The sequence below is a fragment of the Desulfobulbaceae bacterium genome (assembly GCA_013792005.1).
Classification (GTDB): Bacteria; Desulfobacterota; Desulfobulbia; order Desulfobulbales; family VMSU01; genus VMSU01.
This window is the reverse complement of sequence record VMSU01000071.1, coordinates 1-15,705: the sequence shown is the minus strand read 5'-3', so window position 1 is coordinate 15,705 and position 15,705 is coordinate 1. Positions and strand designations below refer to the sequence as shown.

12 protein-coding genes are annotated in these 15,705 nt (G+C 48.9%); 2 read left to right on the top strand and 10 right to left on the bottom strand.

Annotation, left to right across the window (positions count from 1 at the left end):
• Positions 1-111: 111 nt before the first annotated feature.
• The 9 genes from FP815_03910 to FP815_03870 form a co-directional block, all read right to left on the bottom strand.
• On the bottom strand, positions 112-828 hold the full coding sequence (locus FP815_03910; protein ID MBA3014083.1) for a VacJ family lipoprotein: 717 nt from the start codon (positions 826-828) through the stop codon (positions 112-114).
• The gene (gene mlaD / locus FP815_03905) at positions 825-1,292 is read right to left on the bottom strand and encodes an outer membrane lipid asymmetry maintenance protein MlaD (GenBank protein MBA3014082.1); all 468 of its coding nucleotides are present in this window, start codon (positions 1,290-1,292) and stop codon (positions 825-827) included. Before mlaD ends, FP815_03910 begins: the two co-directional genes overlap by 4 nt.
• Positions 1,292-2,080 carry a lipid asymmetry maintenance ABC transporter permease subunit MlaE gene (gene mlaE / locus FP815_03900; protein ID MBA3014081.1) on the bottom strand — a complete coding sequence of 263 codons (789 nt, stop codon included), beginning with the start codon at positions 2,078-2,080 and terminating at the stop codon, positions 1,292-1,294. The genes mlaD and mlaE overlap by 1 nt, the downstream gene beginning before the upstream one ends.
• On the bottom strand, positions 2,067-2,909 hold the full coding sequence (locus FP815_03895; protein ID MBA3014080.1) for an ABC transporter ATP-binding protein: 843 nt from the start codon (positions 2,907-2,909) through the stop codon (positions 2,067-2,069). The genes mlaE and FP815_03895 overlap by 14 nt, the downstream gene beginning before the upstream one ends.
• Before the next feature lie 3 nt (positions 2,910-2,912).
• The gene (locus FP815_03890; GenBank protein MBA3014079.1) at positions 2,913-3,455 is read right to left on the bottom strand and encodes a septation protein A; all 543 of its coding nucleotides are present in this window, start codon (positions 3,453-3,455) and stop codon (positions 2,913-2,915) included.
• Positions 3,456-3,918: 463 nt separating this feature from the next.
• Positions 3,919-4,341: a hypothetical protein gene (locus FP815_03885; GenBank protein MBA3014078.1), complete on the bottom strand. Its 423-nt coding sequence runs from the start codon at positions 4,339-4,341 to the stop codon at positions 3,919-3,921.
• Between the two features lie 350 nt (positions 4,342-4,691).
• Positions 4,692-7,772 (bottom strand): efflux RND transporter permease subunit, encoded by a 3,081-nt coding sequence (locus FP815_03880; GenBank protein MBA3014077.1) that lies wholly within the window; start codon positions 7,770-7,772, stop codon positions 4,692-4,694.
• Positions 7,773-7,883: 111 nt separating this feature from the next.
• On the bottom strand, positions 7,884-9,422 hold the full coding sequence (locus FP815_03875; GenBank protein MBA3014076.1) for an efflux RND transporter periplasmic adaptor subunit: 1,539 nt from the start codon (positions 9,420-9,422) through the stop codon (positions 7,884-7,886).
• A complete protein-coding gene (locus FP815_03870; GenBank protein ID MBA3014075.1) occupies positions 9,422-10,660 on the bottom strand; it encodes a TolC family protein in 1,239 nt (412 codons plus the stop codon). Before FP815_03870 ends, FP815_03875 begins: the two co-directional genes overlap by 1 nt.
• A gap of 1,279 nt (positions 10,661-11,939) precedes the next feature.
• Between FP815_03870 and FP815_03865 the strand changes: the two genes are divergently transcribed.
• Complete coding sequence (locus tag FP815_03865; protein MBA3014074.1) at positions 11,940-12,710, top strand: histidinol-phosphatase; 771 nt, start codon at positions 11,940-11,942, stop codon at positions 12,708-12,710.
• A gap of 30 nt (positions 12,711-12,740) precedes the next feature.
• Here the strand turns inward: FP815_03865 and FP815_03860 are convergent, their stop codons facing one another.
• A complete protein-coding gene (locus tag FP815_03860; GenBank protein MBA3014073.1) occupies positions 12,741-13,136 on the bottom strand; it encodes a pancreas/duodenum homeobox protein 1 in 396 nt (131 codons plus the stop codon).
• Between the two features lie 529 nt (positions 13,137-13,665).
• Between FP815_03860 and FP815_03855 the strand changes: the two genes are divergently transcribed.
• The gene (locus tag FP815_03855; GenBank protein ID MBA3014072.1) at positions 13,666-15,507 is read left to right on the top strand and encodes a type IIA DNA topoisomerase subunit B; all 1,842 of its coding nucleotides are present in this window, start codon (positions 13,666-13,668) and stop codon (positions 15,505-15,507) included.
• Positions 15,508-15,705: the final 198 nt, after the last annotated feature.

Sequence of the window (15,705 nt, the reverse complement as noted above, 5' to 3'; positions counted from 1 at the left end):
GGAGTCCTATAAATTTTTTCATAATTTTCCCTTGTGGTTATTGGTGCGTAAGTAGATATTTTCGATAGTTTGAAGAGTTATGGTGTGTGCTTGTGTCTCATCAATGGGGTTTTATTCGTATTCTTCTTCTCGCGGAGGCATGCCATCATAGATCAAGTAGTTACGGCGTTGAAAGTATGCTTCGCGCAGATATCTGTACTTGTCGATGGCCCCGGCGTCTATCACTTTTTCGGCGGTGAGCAGGTCGGCACGTTTGTCTATCTGTCTGAGTCCTGACAAGCTGTCCCGGACACGGTATGGATGGACGTAGAGCAGCGGGTCGGTGTTCCAGTCGGCAACCAGGCCGAATGAATCACGAATTGTTGACGGTCCGATGAGCGGCAACATAAAATAGGGACCGTTGCCGATGCCCCAATGGGCGAAAGTTTGGCCGAAATCTTCATCGTGTTTTTCAAGGGTCATGCCGGTGGCGACGTCGATCAATCCGCCGATACCCAAGGTGCTGTTAAGTATTACCCGGCCTAGGTCGCTTGCCGACTCCATGACTTTTCCTTGAAGGAGGTTGTTAATGGCAATAGGAACATCACCAATGTTGTTGAAGAAGTTGGTGATAATGGTGTTGATCGGGCCGGGTATTATCGTATCGTAGCCTTTAGCAACAGGCTTGATTAGCGCCCGGTCAACTCCTTCATTGAAAGAGAATATCGCCCGGTTATATCCTTCCCACGGATCTTTGGGGTTGTGTCTCTCTTTTGTGCCGCAGCCGCTTAAAGTGACGAGTAATGAAGTCGCAATAATAAGGTGGAGGCAGTATTTGCTGTGAATCATTCGGTTGCTCCCTCTGATGCTTTGTTAAACATGAATTGGCTGATGAGTTCTTCGATTACGATTGCTGATTGGGTTTTGGCAATTGTGTCATTAGATTGTAGCATTTCTTCTTCGCCGCCGACTACAAGTCCGATATACTGTTCGCCTAAAAGCCCTGAAGTAAGGATTTTAGCGATGGTGTCTTTAGGGAACTGATAGCTACCGTCTATGCTCAGTGTTACCCGAGCTTCGTATACCTCTTGATCGAAATCAACGGCGCTTACCCTGCCGACCACGACACCTGAACTTTTTACCGGTGCTCGTACCTTGAGGCTGCCGATATTATCGAAATCCGCTGTTAATGGATATGAATTGCGGATCGAGGTTCCTCCCAAGTTGCCGACCCGCAGAGAAAGAAAAACTAAGGCGGCAATGCCGATAGTGACGAAGAATCCTACCCATAAATCAAGCGTTGTTCGGTTCATCAGGCTCCTCTGAACATCAATGCGGTCAAAATGAAATCAGCGAATAGGATCACCAGCGAAGAAGTGACTACCGTTCGCGTTGTTGCGTTGGAGACGCCTTCGGCGGTGGGTACGGAGTCGTAGCCCTCGAAGACGGCGATAATTGAAACCAGGATGCCGAAAACAACACTCTTGATAACGCCGTTGAGGATGTCTTCGTGGAAATCGACTGAGGATTGCATCTGTGACCAGAACGCGCCTTCATCGACCCCGATCAGTTTGACTCCGACCAGGTAGCCCCCAAAGATTCCGGATGCGGAAAATAGCGCGGCTAAGAGCGGCATGGCGATAACTCCACCCCAGAAGCGGGGGGCGACCACCCGACCGATGGGATCGACAGCCATCATCTCCATGGCGCTGAGTTGTTCGGTGGCTTTCATCAGTCCGATCTCGGCAGTGACCGCGGAGCCGGCCCGACTGGCAAAGAGCAGTCCTGAAATAACAGGGCCAAGTTCACGGACCAAGGACAATGCGACCAAGACCCCCAGTGACTCGCTTGAACCGTACCGTTGCAAGGTGTTGTACCCTTGTAGCCCTAGGACCATGCCGACAAAGAGGCCGGAAACCAGGATGATGATCAACGACAGGACGCCGGTAAAATAAACCTCTTTGAGGGTCAAGTGGAATCGCCGAAAGGCAAGGCCAGACTGTGTCAGCATGGTCAGCATGAAGCGGGAAGCGAAGCCAAGACGCCAGATGCCGTCATTGATGCGGCGGCCAACGGAGCGAAAAAAATCAGCGAGGGACATGGGCATGGGAGTTAAGCAATTCATCTCGATAATTCATCGCCGGGTAGTGGAAAGGCACGGGTCCGTCTGGTTCAGCCTGGACGAATTGTTTGACGAAGGGGATGTCTGATTTGAGGATCTCCTCTGGTGTTCCCTCTGCTGCGATTCTCCCTTCGGAGACAAAATAGATATAGTCCACAATCTTCATAGACGATGCCACATCATGGGTTACGATAATTGAGCTGGCTCCTAAGGCGTCGTTGAGTCGGCGGATTATTTGGGCTACGATGCTGAGTGAGATCGGATCCAGGCCAGTGAACGGCTCGTCGTACATGATAAGTTTCGGGTCAAGAGCAATGGTTCGCGCTAAGGCCACCCGCCGTGCCATGCCGCCTGAGAGTTCATTTGGCATCAGGTGAGCGGCGCCGCGGAGACCAACTGCATTCAGTTTCATCAGCACCAGGTCGCGGATCATCTCTTCCGGAAGCTTGGTGTGCTCTCGCATTGGAAAGGCGACGTTATCGAAGACTGAAATGTCGGTAAAAAGAGCCCCGAACTGGAACAACATTCCCATTTCTCGGCGCAACTTGTAGAGTTGTTTGCTGTTCAACTGGTTGACAATGTGGCCGTCCACCCGAACTTCACCGTGGAGCGGGTGAAGCTGGCCGCCGATCAGGCGCAGAATTGTAGTCTTGCCACAGCCGCTGCCGCCCATGATAGCGATAACTTTTCCGCGCGGGATGGTCATGTTGATGCCATCAAGGATGCGCCGGCCTCCGTTATTGTTGTAGGCGAAGGATAGGTCGGAGATCTTGACCAGAGGTCCGGAGGTGAGTTCGTTGGTGGGCATGGGCTACTGTTGGGAACTAGATTCCTGCAGGTGGCGGGAAAGGTAGATGGACTGCAGGATCATGAAGACAAAGGTCATCCCGAGCATCCCGAAGAGTTTGAAATTGACCCAGGTGTCGCGGTCAAAGTGGCTCATGACGTAGAGGTTGGCGCTGCCCATAATCACAAAAAAAGTCACCCAGCTGAAATTAAGCCTTCGCCATACAGGATTTGGCAGGTCGATGCTGGCCCCCATCATTCTCTGAATAACAGTTTTTTCGCCGATAAAATGGCTGGCTAAAAAACCGCAGGCAAAAAGCCAGTTGATAACGGTAGGTTTCCATTTAATGAATTGTTCGTCGTGCAGATATAGCGTGAGTCCTCCGAAGACAACGATGATGACCAGGGTCAGCAACTGCATGGGTGGTACGGCGCGAGTCTTGGCCCAGGAGTAGGCAACTTGAACGAAGGTGGCGGCAATCGCAACACCGGTGGCGACGTAGATGTCAAAGACCTTATATGCAAGAAAGAAGAGCAGGATGGGGAAAAAATCAAATAGAAGTTTCATGGCTTAGTGGTGTTGGGCCGTGGGAGCCCTGTCTGTGTAGGTTGCTGTTGGATGTGTGGCGGAGAAAAAAACAAAAAAATGGGATGCCGTCTCTTTTTGTTCAACAAACCAACGAGTTGTAATTAATAAGAATTATTTGATCCGATGATGGTAGTGTGTTTGTTCGCGGCAAATATGTCAAATCTATCCCAACTATGATAAGTCAAACCTTGTTGTCCGGCAAGTATAAAGTTGACTGCTGAAATTGATTGGTTAAGCTGGATGAATATTCAGGGTTGGTTAATGGTAGATTGTTGTAAGGTTTTGTTGATGGTTTAATACGTAGGAAGAGGGGGATTTCGAAACATACTTTGCTTTGTGTCGTCTATTCCCCTTCCTCTTCCTGCGTATTATTTTGTGATTTGTTGAGGGCGGTTATTTTATAATAGTCTGAATAGTTATAAACGATCGTTTGCAGTTACCCTCAGTCATTGTGAGGGCCGCGGTGAAATTTTACCACAACAAGGCTTCCTTGAGGTGTTGACTTTGGAATTTGTGCGTGAAAAACTGACTTCATCCCATGTATTCTCGGAAGAATCTCCGGTGAATATTTGGTTGAAGTTTGATGAATAGTATCGCCTTGATCATCAATTATCGAGATGTCAATATGCCCTTTGGGGATCAACCTTCCATGGACTTGATTCCGCTGGATGTATCCGCTAATAATCACGTTGCTTTCATCTTGCCGGGCAGAGGTTTGGGTAATTTTCACGTCCATGGCTGGCGTAATTTTTACTTTCAATGAACCTGGAGATGAAGGAGGTAGTGATTGGAAAGAACAAGCGGAAAGAAAGAATCCACTGGTAATAATTAATGGGGATAGGTGCAGTATTTTTATAAACGTCATTGAGGTTCTCATTTAGGATTGAGTTAGGAAGAAATATAGTAACTATCCAGCGTTCTAACCGGGCGGGCTCGACCTTTATTTTCCAAGTAACATGGTACCAATTTCCACTGAAATAGCTGTCAAAATTATAAAATGAAAAATACGCTATTTCAGTCAGTTAGCGTTTTGTTACTTGGAAGATCCTACCGGAATAGGAGTGACTATTCGTAACTGTAACTGTTCAGCAGCGCCGCAGATTGCGGTAAGCGGACCGGCGATGCTTAGCCAGTCTACGTGAGCCGGGCCGATCGCCGCAAGATGTGGTGCTGCTGGATAGTTACGAAATATATAGAGATAGTTGGCAGCAATTCTTACCCCCCGATGGGTCTGCCAAATTTTAAATAAAGTGACGGTAACACCACCATGTTGAGAATTGTTGAACTGAGCAATCCGCCCAGAATTACAATAGCCAAGGGGGAAAGGATTTCATTTCCAGGCTTGTCTGCGGCGATTGCAAATGGTACCAGTGCTAGTCCTGCCGCAAGCGCTGTCATGATGACCGGTCGGAGACGTTCCATCGAGCCTCGCAGCACAGCCTCACGCAGAGTTTCTCCTTCTTCCTCCATGAGGTGTTTATAGTGTGAGATGAGTAGGATGCCATTTCGCGTTGCGATACCGAATAAGGTGATAAAACCCACGAGTGAGGCGACACTAATTACACCGGAAGTGGAATACACGGCTATTATTCCGCCGATGAAGGCTAATGGAAGATTGACCATGACCAGAAAAGCGTCTCTAAATGAATTGAATTCAAAATAGAGGATCAGGATGATGAAGAGCAGGGAAACCACGCTTAGCAGTCCAATTGTCCTGGTGGCCTCGGCTTCACTTTCAAACTGCCCCCCATACTCCACGTAATAGCCATCAGGGAGTTTGACACGCTCTTCTGTGCGATTACGGACATCATCGAAAACAGCCCTCAGGTCGCGGCCTGTTACGTTTGCCTGGACGACAATTTTTCGTTGGGCATTCTCTCTGGTGATGGTGTTCGGCCCCTTGGAGGAAACGACTTGTGCTACGGAGGAAAGGGGGATTTTGACCCCGGTAGGGGTATCGATCATGACGTTTTTGATGGTGTTGGTGCTGTCGCGAGCGTTATCGGGGAACTTGACCACCACATCAAAACCTCGGTCTCCTTCCAGGGTGCGGGTTACAATCATGCCGGCGGTGGCGGCCTCCATTGCCTCCGCGACACCTGACATGGTGAGATTGTACCGGGCCATTTGTGCTCGGTCGGGAACGATCTGGATCTGGGGAATGTCTTTCTGCTGTTCAACTGACAGGTCGGCCAGGCCGGGGACATCGGCTATGGCGCCTCTGATCTCTTCCGCCGTACTTCGCAGTCGAAAAAGCTCAGGGCCGAAAATCTTGATGGCAATATTGGCCATGGTCCCAGAGAGCATGTGATCGATCCTGTGACCAATCGGCTGGCCAAAGGTAATAGTGGCTGGCATCCCAGCCATGGCCTTTCGGAGTTCCGCCATGACCTCGTTGAGTTTGCGGTCTTGCATGTCGAGTTTGGCCTCGATTTCCGTCATGCTGGCCGCCTTGCCGTGTTCGTCCATGTCTCCTCGGCCTGTTCTTCTGGCCGTTTTTGTAATGTTCGGATGGTTGAGGAGGGTTTTTTCTACCTGAAGGGAGATTGTTGCCGATTGTTCCAGGGATGTCCCCGGTGAGGTGACGATAACCACCGTCAGAGCGCCTTCGTTGAACGTTGGCAAAAAGGAGCGCCCGGTCATGGAGAGTGGAATCATTGCCAAGGCAAAGGCCACAACTGATCCCGCGATAACCAGTTGAGGGCGAGTGACCGCCAGGTTGAGCATAGGCCGGTAGAGGTTTTGTAGCCAGCGCACTATGGCGCTGTTTTCTTGTTGTTCAAGACATTTTGCTCGTGGTAACAGATAGTAGCAGAGGGCAGGGGTGACGGTCAGGGCGACAATCAAGGATGTCCCGATGGAGACCATGTAGGAAATGCCAAGAGGGCGCAAGAGACGCCCTTCGACTCCAGTTAAGAAAAAAAGGGGCATAAAGACCATGAGGATAATCAGGGTGGCATTGACAATGGAAGCCCGGATCTCCTTAGAGGCATCGAAAATTACCTGGAGCGCTGGCGAACGAGTGCTTTCCGGTAGTAAACGGTTTTCCTGAAGCCGTCGAAAAACGTTTTCCACATCAATAATGGCATCGTCAACAATTACACCGATGGCAATGGCCATACCACCGAGAGTCATGGTGTTGATGGAGATATCGAAAATTCGAAGCGCAAAGATAGCAAACAGCAGAGAAAGCGGCATGGCGGCAATGGAAATAAGGGTCGTCCGGATATTGCCCAGAAAGAGGAAGAGAATAACAATAACCAGCACAGCCCCTTCGGCCAGCACTTTAGTGATGTTGTCGATGGCCCGCTCAATGAAGTCGGATTGACGGAAAATATCGGTCTCAAGTATCATGCCGGCCGGAAGGCTTTTCTGCAACTCATTGAGCTTGCCGTCCAGGCGTTTTGTTAGTTCAAGAGTATTTGCCGTGGGATGTTTCTGGATCGAAATGACAACACCGGGCTTACCGTTGGAAGAAGCGTCGCCATATCTGAAAGCCGGGCCGATGTCAACCCGTGCTACATCACGAATCAGAACGGGTACGCCATTTCGCGAGGCTACCACTGTTTGCTCCAGATCGGCTATTGTCCGGACTCTTCCTACGCCTCGAATCATGTACTCTTGGCCGGATTTTTTCATGACACCGGCAGCAAAATTTTCATTGGCTCCCTTGAGGGCCGAGATTACTTCACCCACCGTGACCCCAAAGGCCTGAAGGAGTTGTGGGTCGAGTTCCGCTTGGTATTGGCGGGTGTCGCCACCGATGTTGGATACTTGTGATACTCCCGGCACTGCCAGGAGCCGTTTGCGGACCACGAAGTCGGCGACTTCTTTCAGTTCCATGGTGTTATGCTGGTCGCTGATCAGGGCCACATGCATGATCTCTCCCATGATTGAAGAGATTGGGGCTAGTTGGGGGATCGCATCTGCTGGTAGAACTCCTGCCAACGATTGCAGTTTTTCGTTAACCACTTGCCGAGCTTTGTAAATATCGGTATTCCAGGTGAACTCAACCCATACCGTGGAAAGACCTGCTACAGTATAGGAGCGAACTCGGCGCACACCGCTTGAGCCGTTAACGGCACTTTCTATCGGATAGGTGACAACCGACTCTACTTCTTCAGTGGCCATGCCGTGGGCTTCAGTGATAATGGTAACTGTGGGGGCGGTCAGGTCCGGGAGTACATCCACCGGCATCTTGACGGTTACATAGGTGCCGACCACCAGGACCAGCAGGGACGCCACAACGACGATCAACCGGTTTTCCAAGGCTAGGCGGATTATTTTATCGAGCATGAAGAACTCTCCTTTGCTAGGTGTTTTCTTTTATTTTGAAGGAATATCATTTTTACGCATAGTGAGAACGTGTCATGAAGGAAGCTATTATTTGGGAACTTGGTGATGGGGTCAATGTCCATGGCCCTGGTCAGCCCCACCTTTGGCGGCTGATTCGGCCTGTTTTACATAATAGGCTCCGCGGGTCACGATCCGTTCGTCACCTGTCAGCCCTTCGGTGATTTGAACAAATCCGCCATCTTCGATACCGGTCTTTACCTCTCGCCTGTCGAAGGACTCTCCTGACGGTTGGGTGAAAACAAACCAGCGAGACTCTTCTTCAATCAGTGCATCTCTGGGCACGGTCAGCGCCTCGGCAACAGATCCGGTACGGATGGCAACATTAGCGAACAGCCCAACCTTGAGGCTCTCTGATTGATTAGGGACTTCAAACAGGACCGGTAGTGTTCGTGTTTGGGGATCAAGCATGTCACTGATCGAAACCAGTCGGGACGGCTTGAATTCACCTGCCAGACCGGTCACCGTAAAGCTGGCATTGATCGAGTTGTCCGCAATGCCGATTTCTGTAGCGGGAATATTGGCTTTTAGCCAGAGTGTACTGGTGTCGACAATACGCAGAATCGGTTGCCCCGCCTCTACTCCCTTACCGGCTCCAGCATTAACCTCAACCACCGTACCGCTTATTGGTGCCCTAACCGCAAGCTGGCCATCGCTTTCTCCTGCTATGTTGGTTATCGCCTTTTCGAGAGGAGCCAAGGCTGCTTGAGCACTTGAGAGGGATAGTTCTGCTTCTTCGACCCGTTTCAGAGGGGCAATTTTAGCATCATGAAGACGTTGGGCGCGGTCGTACTCTTTTTTGGCAAGTGCAACCTGATTTTTTGCCCCTGCGTAAGCTGCGCCCAACTGGCCGATTCCCCCGTCCAGTTTGATCGGGGGATCGATCAAGGTGACCACGTCACCTGCGCGAACTTTTTCACCGATGAACGGCAATTGTTTTTCTGTCGAAATGATACCCGATAGAGGTGCTGAAATGGTTGCTTCGGCGTTGGAGATTGGCATGAGTTCTCCGGTGGCGTTAATATAGTTATTTAGGTCTTTTTCGATCGGTTGCGCCACCATGAAGTCAACGAGCCATTGCTGTTCTTTCAGATATGCAATTGCACCACCATTATCGGAATTCTGGCCGGTCAGTTTCTCTCCCTTATTTAAAACATGAATTTCGGGAACCATGATTTCATCCTCGAACCCTTTTCCGTCAGAGATAAGCTTCAGTGAATATTTTCCAGGGGCAGCGAGGACAACATCTGTTTTGAAGATGCCGGGTCGGATCGGCGCCGGAATAGTAAATTTTGAAGGCTCTCCAGTGATGGGGGTGAAAACCAGAATCAGGCTGCCATCCGTGACAGGTTTGAAATCGTCGAGTCTGGTAAGGTGGACGAGAAAGCTTACCTCTTCCCCTACTAGTGGCTGGTCATATTCCATGAACAGTTCACTTTTGGCGGAATAGGTTGTGGTGCTGACACTGATCGCTTCTGTTTCATCTCCAGTGGGTGCTGCAGTGGCTTGTGGATTGCTTGTACATCCGGTGGTCATGAAAAGAAATGTCAACAGTATTCCAAGGTGTTTGATGGCGGTTATGTAAGGGTTCATTAGTTTTCTCCGTATTCTTTCTTGAGTTCAAGTCCTGTGGCCGCTTCCACTTTAGCGACTGCGGTGTTCCAGTTGTAGAGTGCCATGAGATATTTTTCACTCACGTCGAGGAATTTTTTTTGTTCCTCAATTGGGGCGATGATCCCTACCTCACCTAACTGATAAGCATCTTCAATTATCGTCAAGTTTTGCTCCAATTGTGGTAATATTCCGGCGCGGTACAGTTCAATGGCTTTTTTCGCAGAGGTGAGCCGTGTATGCGCCATTTCAACCTCCTGTTCAATAATCTTCAGCGCAAAAATGTAACGGCTTTGGGTGCTGTTTTTTCTGGAGTTTGCCTGTATGACGCCTCCTTGGTTGGTGTCGAAAACAGGAAGAGGAATGGAGACCTTCAACCCAATCAGGTTGTCGGTACTTTTCTCCTCCATTCCATCTAGAGAAGTAAGAGAATTTTCTCGGCTGTATGAAAGCCCCGCCGTAACGTTTGGACGGCGTTCGGCTTTGGCAAGAAGTACCTCCATCTTTGCGCTCTCCGCCTCACTTTTCAAGGCCTTAAGGCTGGGTCTGTTTTCTATGGCCAGTTTTTTCAAATCAATAAGTTCCTTTTCGAATACTCCAGCATCAAGTGAATCATTAGGTTTTAGATTTACGTCCGGTTGAGATCCGATGAGCAACAAAAGCTGTTGTTGCGCTGACGTCATTTCCTGCTCGGCATCAATCTTCCTGCCTTCGCTGCGGGAGGTCTCCACCTTGACAAGGTTTACGTCAAGTTCCGCCACTTCACCGTTGGCAAGCCTTTCCTCGGTTATTCCGAGAAGGCGGAGATTTCTCTCGTTTACCGTTTGTGCCAGATGGTACAGTTTGTTCGCCAGCAAGAGATCGTAATAAACCATTTTGACCTTCAGTTTCAGCAGTCGCTCAGCATCAATGATCCTGCTGTCGAAGCTATCTAGCTCTTTTTGAGCTATGCGAGATCGTTTTTCTCGCTTTCCTCCGGTAATAAATTCTTGGGAGATATTTATGTATAGGCTGTTTTCATGGTTGGCGCCGGTAAGGATGCCGGAACTTCCTCCTGCCTCAAAAACGGGATTGGGATGGAGCTCAGCTTTAGTTATGGCCGCCTCGTTCATGCCTCTTTCCTCCCTGAGCGCGTTTAGTTCACCGTAATTGTTTAATGCGGCAGAAATGGCACTTTGTAGATTTATTGGTTTATCTTGGCCCCAAAGAGGCGTTGTCATCAGTAGGAGTGCTATTCCGGTTGCAGGGAATAACACCCATTTGTAAAGTGGTTTTTTCAATTTCAATCTCCTGTTTCATGCATCTGCTGAAAGAGTAACGGCAGGCCGTGTCAATCAGTAGATACAAGTATGGCTATGGGTGCTGTGCCAAGATGTTTTTGGTTACAACACACTGGTTTCACGCGGTAAAATTTCTTTTTTATAACAAATGATCTGGACGAATTTTACAGCTGCAATAAATTGAAGCGAGAGGTGTGTGGGTGCTGGGGTTAAGCTGTGTCTGCTAGTCCGGATGCAAGGCGCACGTGTCCCTAAGTTGGATGACTAGTTTGCAGCTTATGTTCCAGCGGTTTAAATGAGGTTTTGCGGACGGATTGGTTTGTCCAGATATACGTCGGGGATGAATTGGAAAGGCTCTAAAGTTGGGCGAGAACTAAGGCTAGGAATGTGGCTGATGCAGTGAGGCTGGAAGGAGAGAAAAGAGTGTGAATGGCTGTCACAGCAGGATTCTTCTTCCTCGTGGTGGTCTCCGTTGGTGTCATTGTGGTGATGATTTGATGTGCTTGCAAATGAAGCAGGGGAGGGATTATTGTTTTCGGAAGTATTGCCTGTTACTGTGTGGTCATGCCCGAATTCATCGATAAAATGGAAGCCGTAACATAGAGCATTGGCAGAAAACAGAAAAAAGAAAAGGAATAGCGCGTTGATATATCTTCCGTGGGATCGTTGCGGATTCATTGATTTTTTATGTAAATTAAACTTTATAGAATGAATACATAGACTGTAATCAATGATATAAATAATGAATTTTCATAATTACCCAATTACTAGTGCCTGTGTCAATTGATTTGTTTTTTTTGTGAGAAAATTAACAATCTCGTAATAAAGTCATGGGATGGCTAAAGACTGTACAGCTTCCATGTAACTTAATTTTAATTGCCAGTAAAATACTTGCACCGAACTGAAGCGCCGGTCGCCAGTGTTTCAGGAATTAGAAAAAAGTTACTTTATGATAAACCCCTGCCCCAGGCAGGGTGGAACGCTACTTAAGTAAAACGGACTCTTCGAAGTCTGCGCCTATATGTGGCGCCTTCAAGAATAACTGGAGGAGGGTATTTATTGGATACTGATTGCGGAGTGGAGAGGATCAATAAACTAAACTGCGTTTGTAGATCAAAGGTCTTGACGATTGTAAGGAAAGGCGTTTGGCTTGGGGCTTACGTAGCGCCTATACTTGTTCGTCCCTTTATGTTTATGTCTCTGTAACTTGGAGCTCAGTATGATAACTCTGGATCTGAAGACCGATGGCCATGTCCATACCCGCTATTGCCACCATGCGATTGGGGAAATGGAGGACTATGTTCTCGCTGCTATTGCCAAGGGCTTGCGACGAATAATTTTTTTGGAACATTTTGAGGCTGGTATTCGTTATTTTGAAACTACTTGGCTGACTCTTGCCGATTTCAAGAATTATTTTGTTACAGGCCGGGATTTACAACGGAGATATCAAGGGGAAATAGAGATCGGGTTAGGGGTTGAAGTTGGCTATAATCCGGAACGGGTCGAAGAGACTATTGCTTTTTTGCAGAGCTACCAATGGGACCGGGTTGGCCTTTCGTATCATTTTATGGGTCATGAAGGGCGATATCTTAATATGCTAAGTCGCAAGGAAGAAAATCTGAATGAGTTTTCCCGGATTGGGGTGGCGGCTATTGTTAGCACCTATCTTGATGGTTTGCGAGAGGCTGTGGCGAAGTTGCCGGTCACGGTGCTCTGTCATTTAGATGCTGCCCTTCGCCATCATCCTGAAATATGCTTTAATGCCGGTCATCGCCTTCAGATGCTTAGTATTCTTGAAGAGTTGGCGGACAGGGGCATTGCTCTTGAAATTAACACCTCGGGGTTCGCTCACCGGCGCGAGGAACCCTATCCACCCTCGTGGCTTGTCGCCAAGGCCATTGCTCTTGGTATTCCTTTGGCGCTTGGTTCCGATGCTCACCGCCCCCAGGAGGTGGGGCGGTATTTTGATCAAGTGCCCTTGTTGCTTTAGGGCACGTAATTGGGATATGTGGTCGTTGGTTTATGGGACAATGGTAAGGTGAAGCGGGATGATATGTAATTCTTTGGAGATGGATTTGGTGGCCTTGAGCTGCCAGGTGATTTTTTCAGGATTGACGTTAATTTTTTCTGCTATCGCCGCAACCAACCCTTTGATGTTGATGATCGGGTGCCGGGAGAAGACTTCGGGCAGGCCGTAGGTGAGGTTGCAGGCCAAGCATTGGCCGGGACGCTGTTTCAGGTGCAGTTCAAAGTGGTAGGTATGGCCATCGGGTGAGCCGGCGTAGGTAAGGACAATGTCGTAGGCCCCTTCTGAGGCGTCACCGAATAGGGCCTCAAAAAAATCATTGCTTCGTGCTGGTGGGAATAGTGTGGTTAAAGTTTCCTGATTAAATATCTCATTTAGATTGCTGGCCATTGTCTCTCCACTCCATGATGTTGCCGTAAATTAGAAAAAAAGATAAGCACCTTGATGCCTGCATTTGTCTGGTCCACTGCTTGGTGTTGTGAGCAAACACCAGAGGAGTATTTCACTCTTGCTTGGTGTTGTGAGCAAACACCAGAGGAGTATTTCACTCTTAAGGCACTATTTACAATGCCTCGCTGTTGTGGTCAAACCAAATTGACTGGCCGTGAAAAATGATTGCGGACCCCGGGAAAGCGCGATATACAAACGGAAGTCTTGAGTCATCCGGAGTTGTGGGGTAGTATCCGCCTGTCCTTCGTCCTGGCTTCATATGTCCATTCCCGTGAGGGTCGCATCATAATCATCATCTTAATATTGTTCGTTTTTTAGGGAGACTTTTTTGTCACGGCAATGGGTACTAGTTTGGCTATACACCTGTTGCTGTCAGTCGAATTCGACCTGAAATTCTGCGCAATCTTGGGATACTGTATTGTCTCCGAGGCCCTTATGTACTTTCAATCCGTCTGTCCTGTGACTGTTCATGAATACTGCATCAACAACCTACGATGAATCAAAGATCAAGACCTTAAGTTCTCTGGAGCATATCCGTCTCCGCCCGGGGATGTATATCGGTCGCCTTGGCAACGGATCTCATCCCGACGACGGTATTTACATTCTGCTTAAAGAGATCATCGATAACGCGGTTGATGAGTTTATCATGGGAGTGGGGAAGCGGGTCGATATCAGCATCAACGAAGGGAATAGGGTTCGGGTGCGGGACTATGGTCGGGGAATACCCTTAGGCAAGATTGTTGAATGTGTATCGGTGATCAATACCGGCGCCAAATATAATACCGATGTGTTTCAATTTTCGGTCGGCCTTAACGGGGTAGGCACCAAGGCAGTCAATGCCCTGTCGAGTGACTTTGTGGTGACCTCGTTTCGCGAGGGGCAGTTCGCCACGGCTCGGTTCTGCCGGGGAAAGATTGTGGATCAGGGGAACGGTACAAGCAGCGAAAAGGACGGCACCTTGATCGAGTTCATGCCTGATCCTGAGCTTTTTGAAGGGTTCACCTTTTATCTGGAGTTTATCCGTAAGCGCTTGTGGCGGTATGCTTATCTCAATGCCGGACTCAAGCTCTATTTTGGCGAGGAGTGTTTTTTGTCAAATAACGGACTCCTTGATCTTTTAAATAACGAGATCAAGGGGACTCAGCTTTACGATTTTATCCACTTTAAAGATGAGACCCTGGAGTTTACTTTCTCCCACACCGACGGCTACGGTGAAAACTACTTCTCTTTTGTCAACGGGACCTTTACCAATGAGGGCGGCACTCATCTCTCGGCCTTTAGGGAAGGTATTTTAAAAGGCGTTAACGAGTTCTCCGGCAAGAAATTCATGGGTGAGGATGTCCGTGACGGTATTGTCGGCGCCATCGCGGTCAAGATCAAGGACCCTATCTTTGAGTCTCAGACCAAGAATAAGCTTGGCAATACCGATATTCGGGGCGGGATCGTGACTAAGATCCGCGACGCTGTGTGCGAGTACCTCTATAAACACACCGAGATGGCGGAGCTGATTCTGGACAAGATTCAGCAGAACGCCAAGATCCGTAAAGATCTTCAGGATGTGCGCAAGGAGGCTAAGGCCAAGGCCAAGAAGGTAGCGATCAAGGTCCCCCAGCTTAAAGACTGCAAATATCATCCGACCCGAGAAAATCCGTCGCCGCCGGGCAGGGAGAACATGGTGTTTATCACCGAGGGCCAGTCTGCCTCCGGTTCCATCGTCACTGCCCGTGATCCGATGACCCAGGCCGTTTTCTCCCTCAAGGGCAAGCCGATGAATGTCTATGCTCAGTCCATGACCTTGCTCTACAAAAATGAGGAGATGTACAACCTGATGCAGGCGTTGAACATCGAGGAGTCGGTGGGCGGGCTCCGTTTTGACCGGGTCATCCTGGCAACCGATGCCGATGTCGATGGGCTTCATATCCGCAATTTGATCCTGACCTTCTTCCTTCATTACTTTGAGAATCTGGTCAAGCGTGGCCATATCTATATCCTGGAGACCCCTATCTTTCGGGTGCGCGACAAGGATGAAACCGTTTATTGCTATTCCGAAGAAGAAAAGAAGAAGGCAGAAAAGCGGTTAGCCGGCAGCGGCAAGGTGAAAAAGCGGGTTGAGATTACACGTTTTAAGGGCTTAGGAGAAATCTCACCGCGAGAGTTCAAGCAGTTTATCGGAGATAATATGCGCCTGCAGCAGGTGCAGATCGATACCTTGAGTGAGGTGCCTCAGATATTGACCTTTTACATGGGCAAGAACACCCCGGAACGAAAAGATTATATCATGGGCAAGCTGGCCGAGTATCTTGAAGGATGAATAACTGCTCAGGTTGTCGGTTTACGGTTGACAGTTGACGGTGATTGGGTCTGCCAATGGCTGAGGACACACTGACATTGAGTATCATGCGATGATTTATGACAAACCTGTGATGGCTAAGCAAAAAGTCCGATCTACTGCGTCCCCGTCCAACACCAGCGGGGATTGAACTGAATTGCGTGGCGGTTTTGCTCGTTC

What these genes read in the sequence shown, in the direction of transcription:
- FP815_03895 (MBA3014080.1), bottom strand. Translation starts at nt 2,909, where the DNA reads ATGCCCACCAACGAACTCACCTCCGGACCTCTGGTCAAGATCTCCGAC.
- FP815_03910 (MBA3014083.1), bottom strand. Translation starts at nt 828, where the DNA reads ATGATTCACAGCAAATACTGCCTCCACCTTATTATTGCGACTTCATTA.
- FP815_03875 (MBA3014076.1), bottom strand. Translation starts at nt 9,422, where the DNA reads ATGAACCCTTACATAACCGCCATCAAACACCTTGGAATACTGTTGACA.
- mlaE (MBA3014081.1), bottom strand. Translation starts at nt 2,080, where the DNA reads ATGTCCCTCGCTGATTTTTTTCGCTCCGTTGGCCGCCGCATCAATGAC.
- FP815_03885 (MBA3014078.1), bottom strand. Translation starts at nt 4,341, where the DNA reads ATGACGTTTATAAAAATACTGCACCTATCCCCATTAATTATTACCAGT.
- FP815_03855 (MBA3014072.1), top strand. Translation starts at nt 13,666, where the DNA reads ATGAATACTGCATCAACAACCTACGATGAATCAAAGATCAAGACCTTA.
- FP815_03880 (MBA3014077.1), bottom strand. Translation starts at nt 7,772, where the DNA reads ATGCTCGATAAAATAATCCGCCTAGCCTTGGAAAACCGGTTGATCGTC.
- FP815_03860 (MBA3014073.1), bottom strand. Translation starts at nt 13,136, where the DNA reads ATGGCCAGCAATCTAAATGAGATATTTAATCAGGAAACTTTAACCACA.
- FP815_03865 (MBA3014074.1), top strand. Translation starts at nt 11,940, where the DNA reads ATGATAACTCTGGATCTGAAGACCGATGGCCATGTCCATACCCGCTAT.
- mlaD (MBA3014082.1), bottom strand. Translation starts at nt 1,292, where the DNA reads ATGAACCGAACAACGCTTGATTTATGGGTAGGATTCTTCGTCACTATC.
- FP815_03870 (MBA3014075.1), bottom strand. Translation starts at nt 10,660, where the DNA reads ATGACAACGCCTCTTTGGGGCCAAGATAAACCAATAAATCTACAAAGT.
- FP815_03890 (MBA3014079.1), bottom strand. Translation starts at nt 3,455, where the DNA reads ATGAAACTTCTATTTGATTTTTTCCCCATCCTGCTCTTCTTTCTTGCA.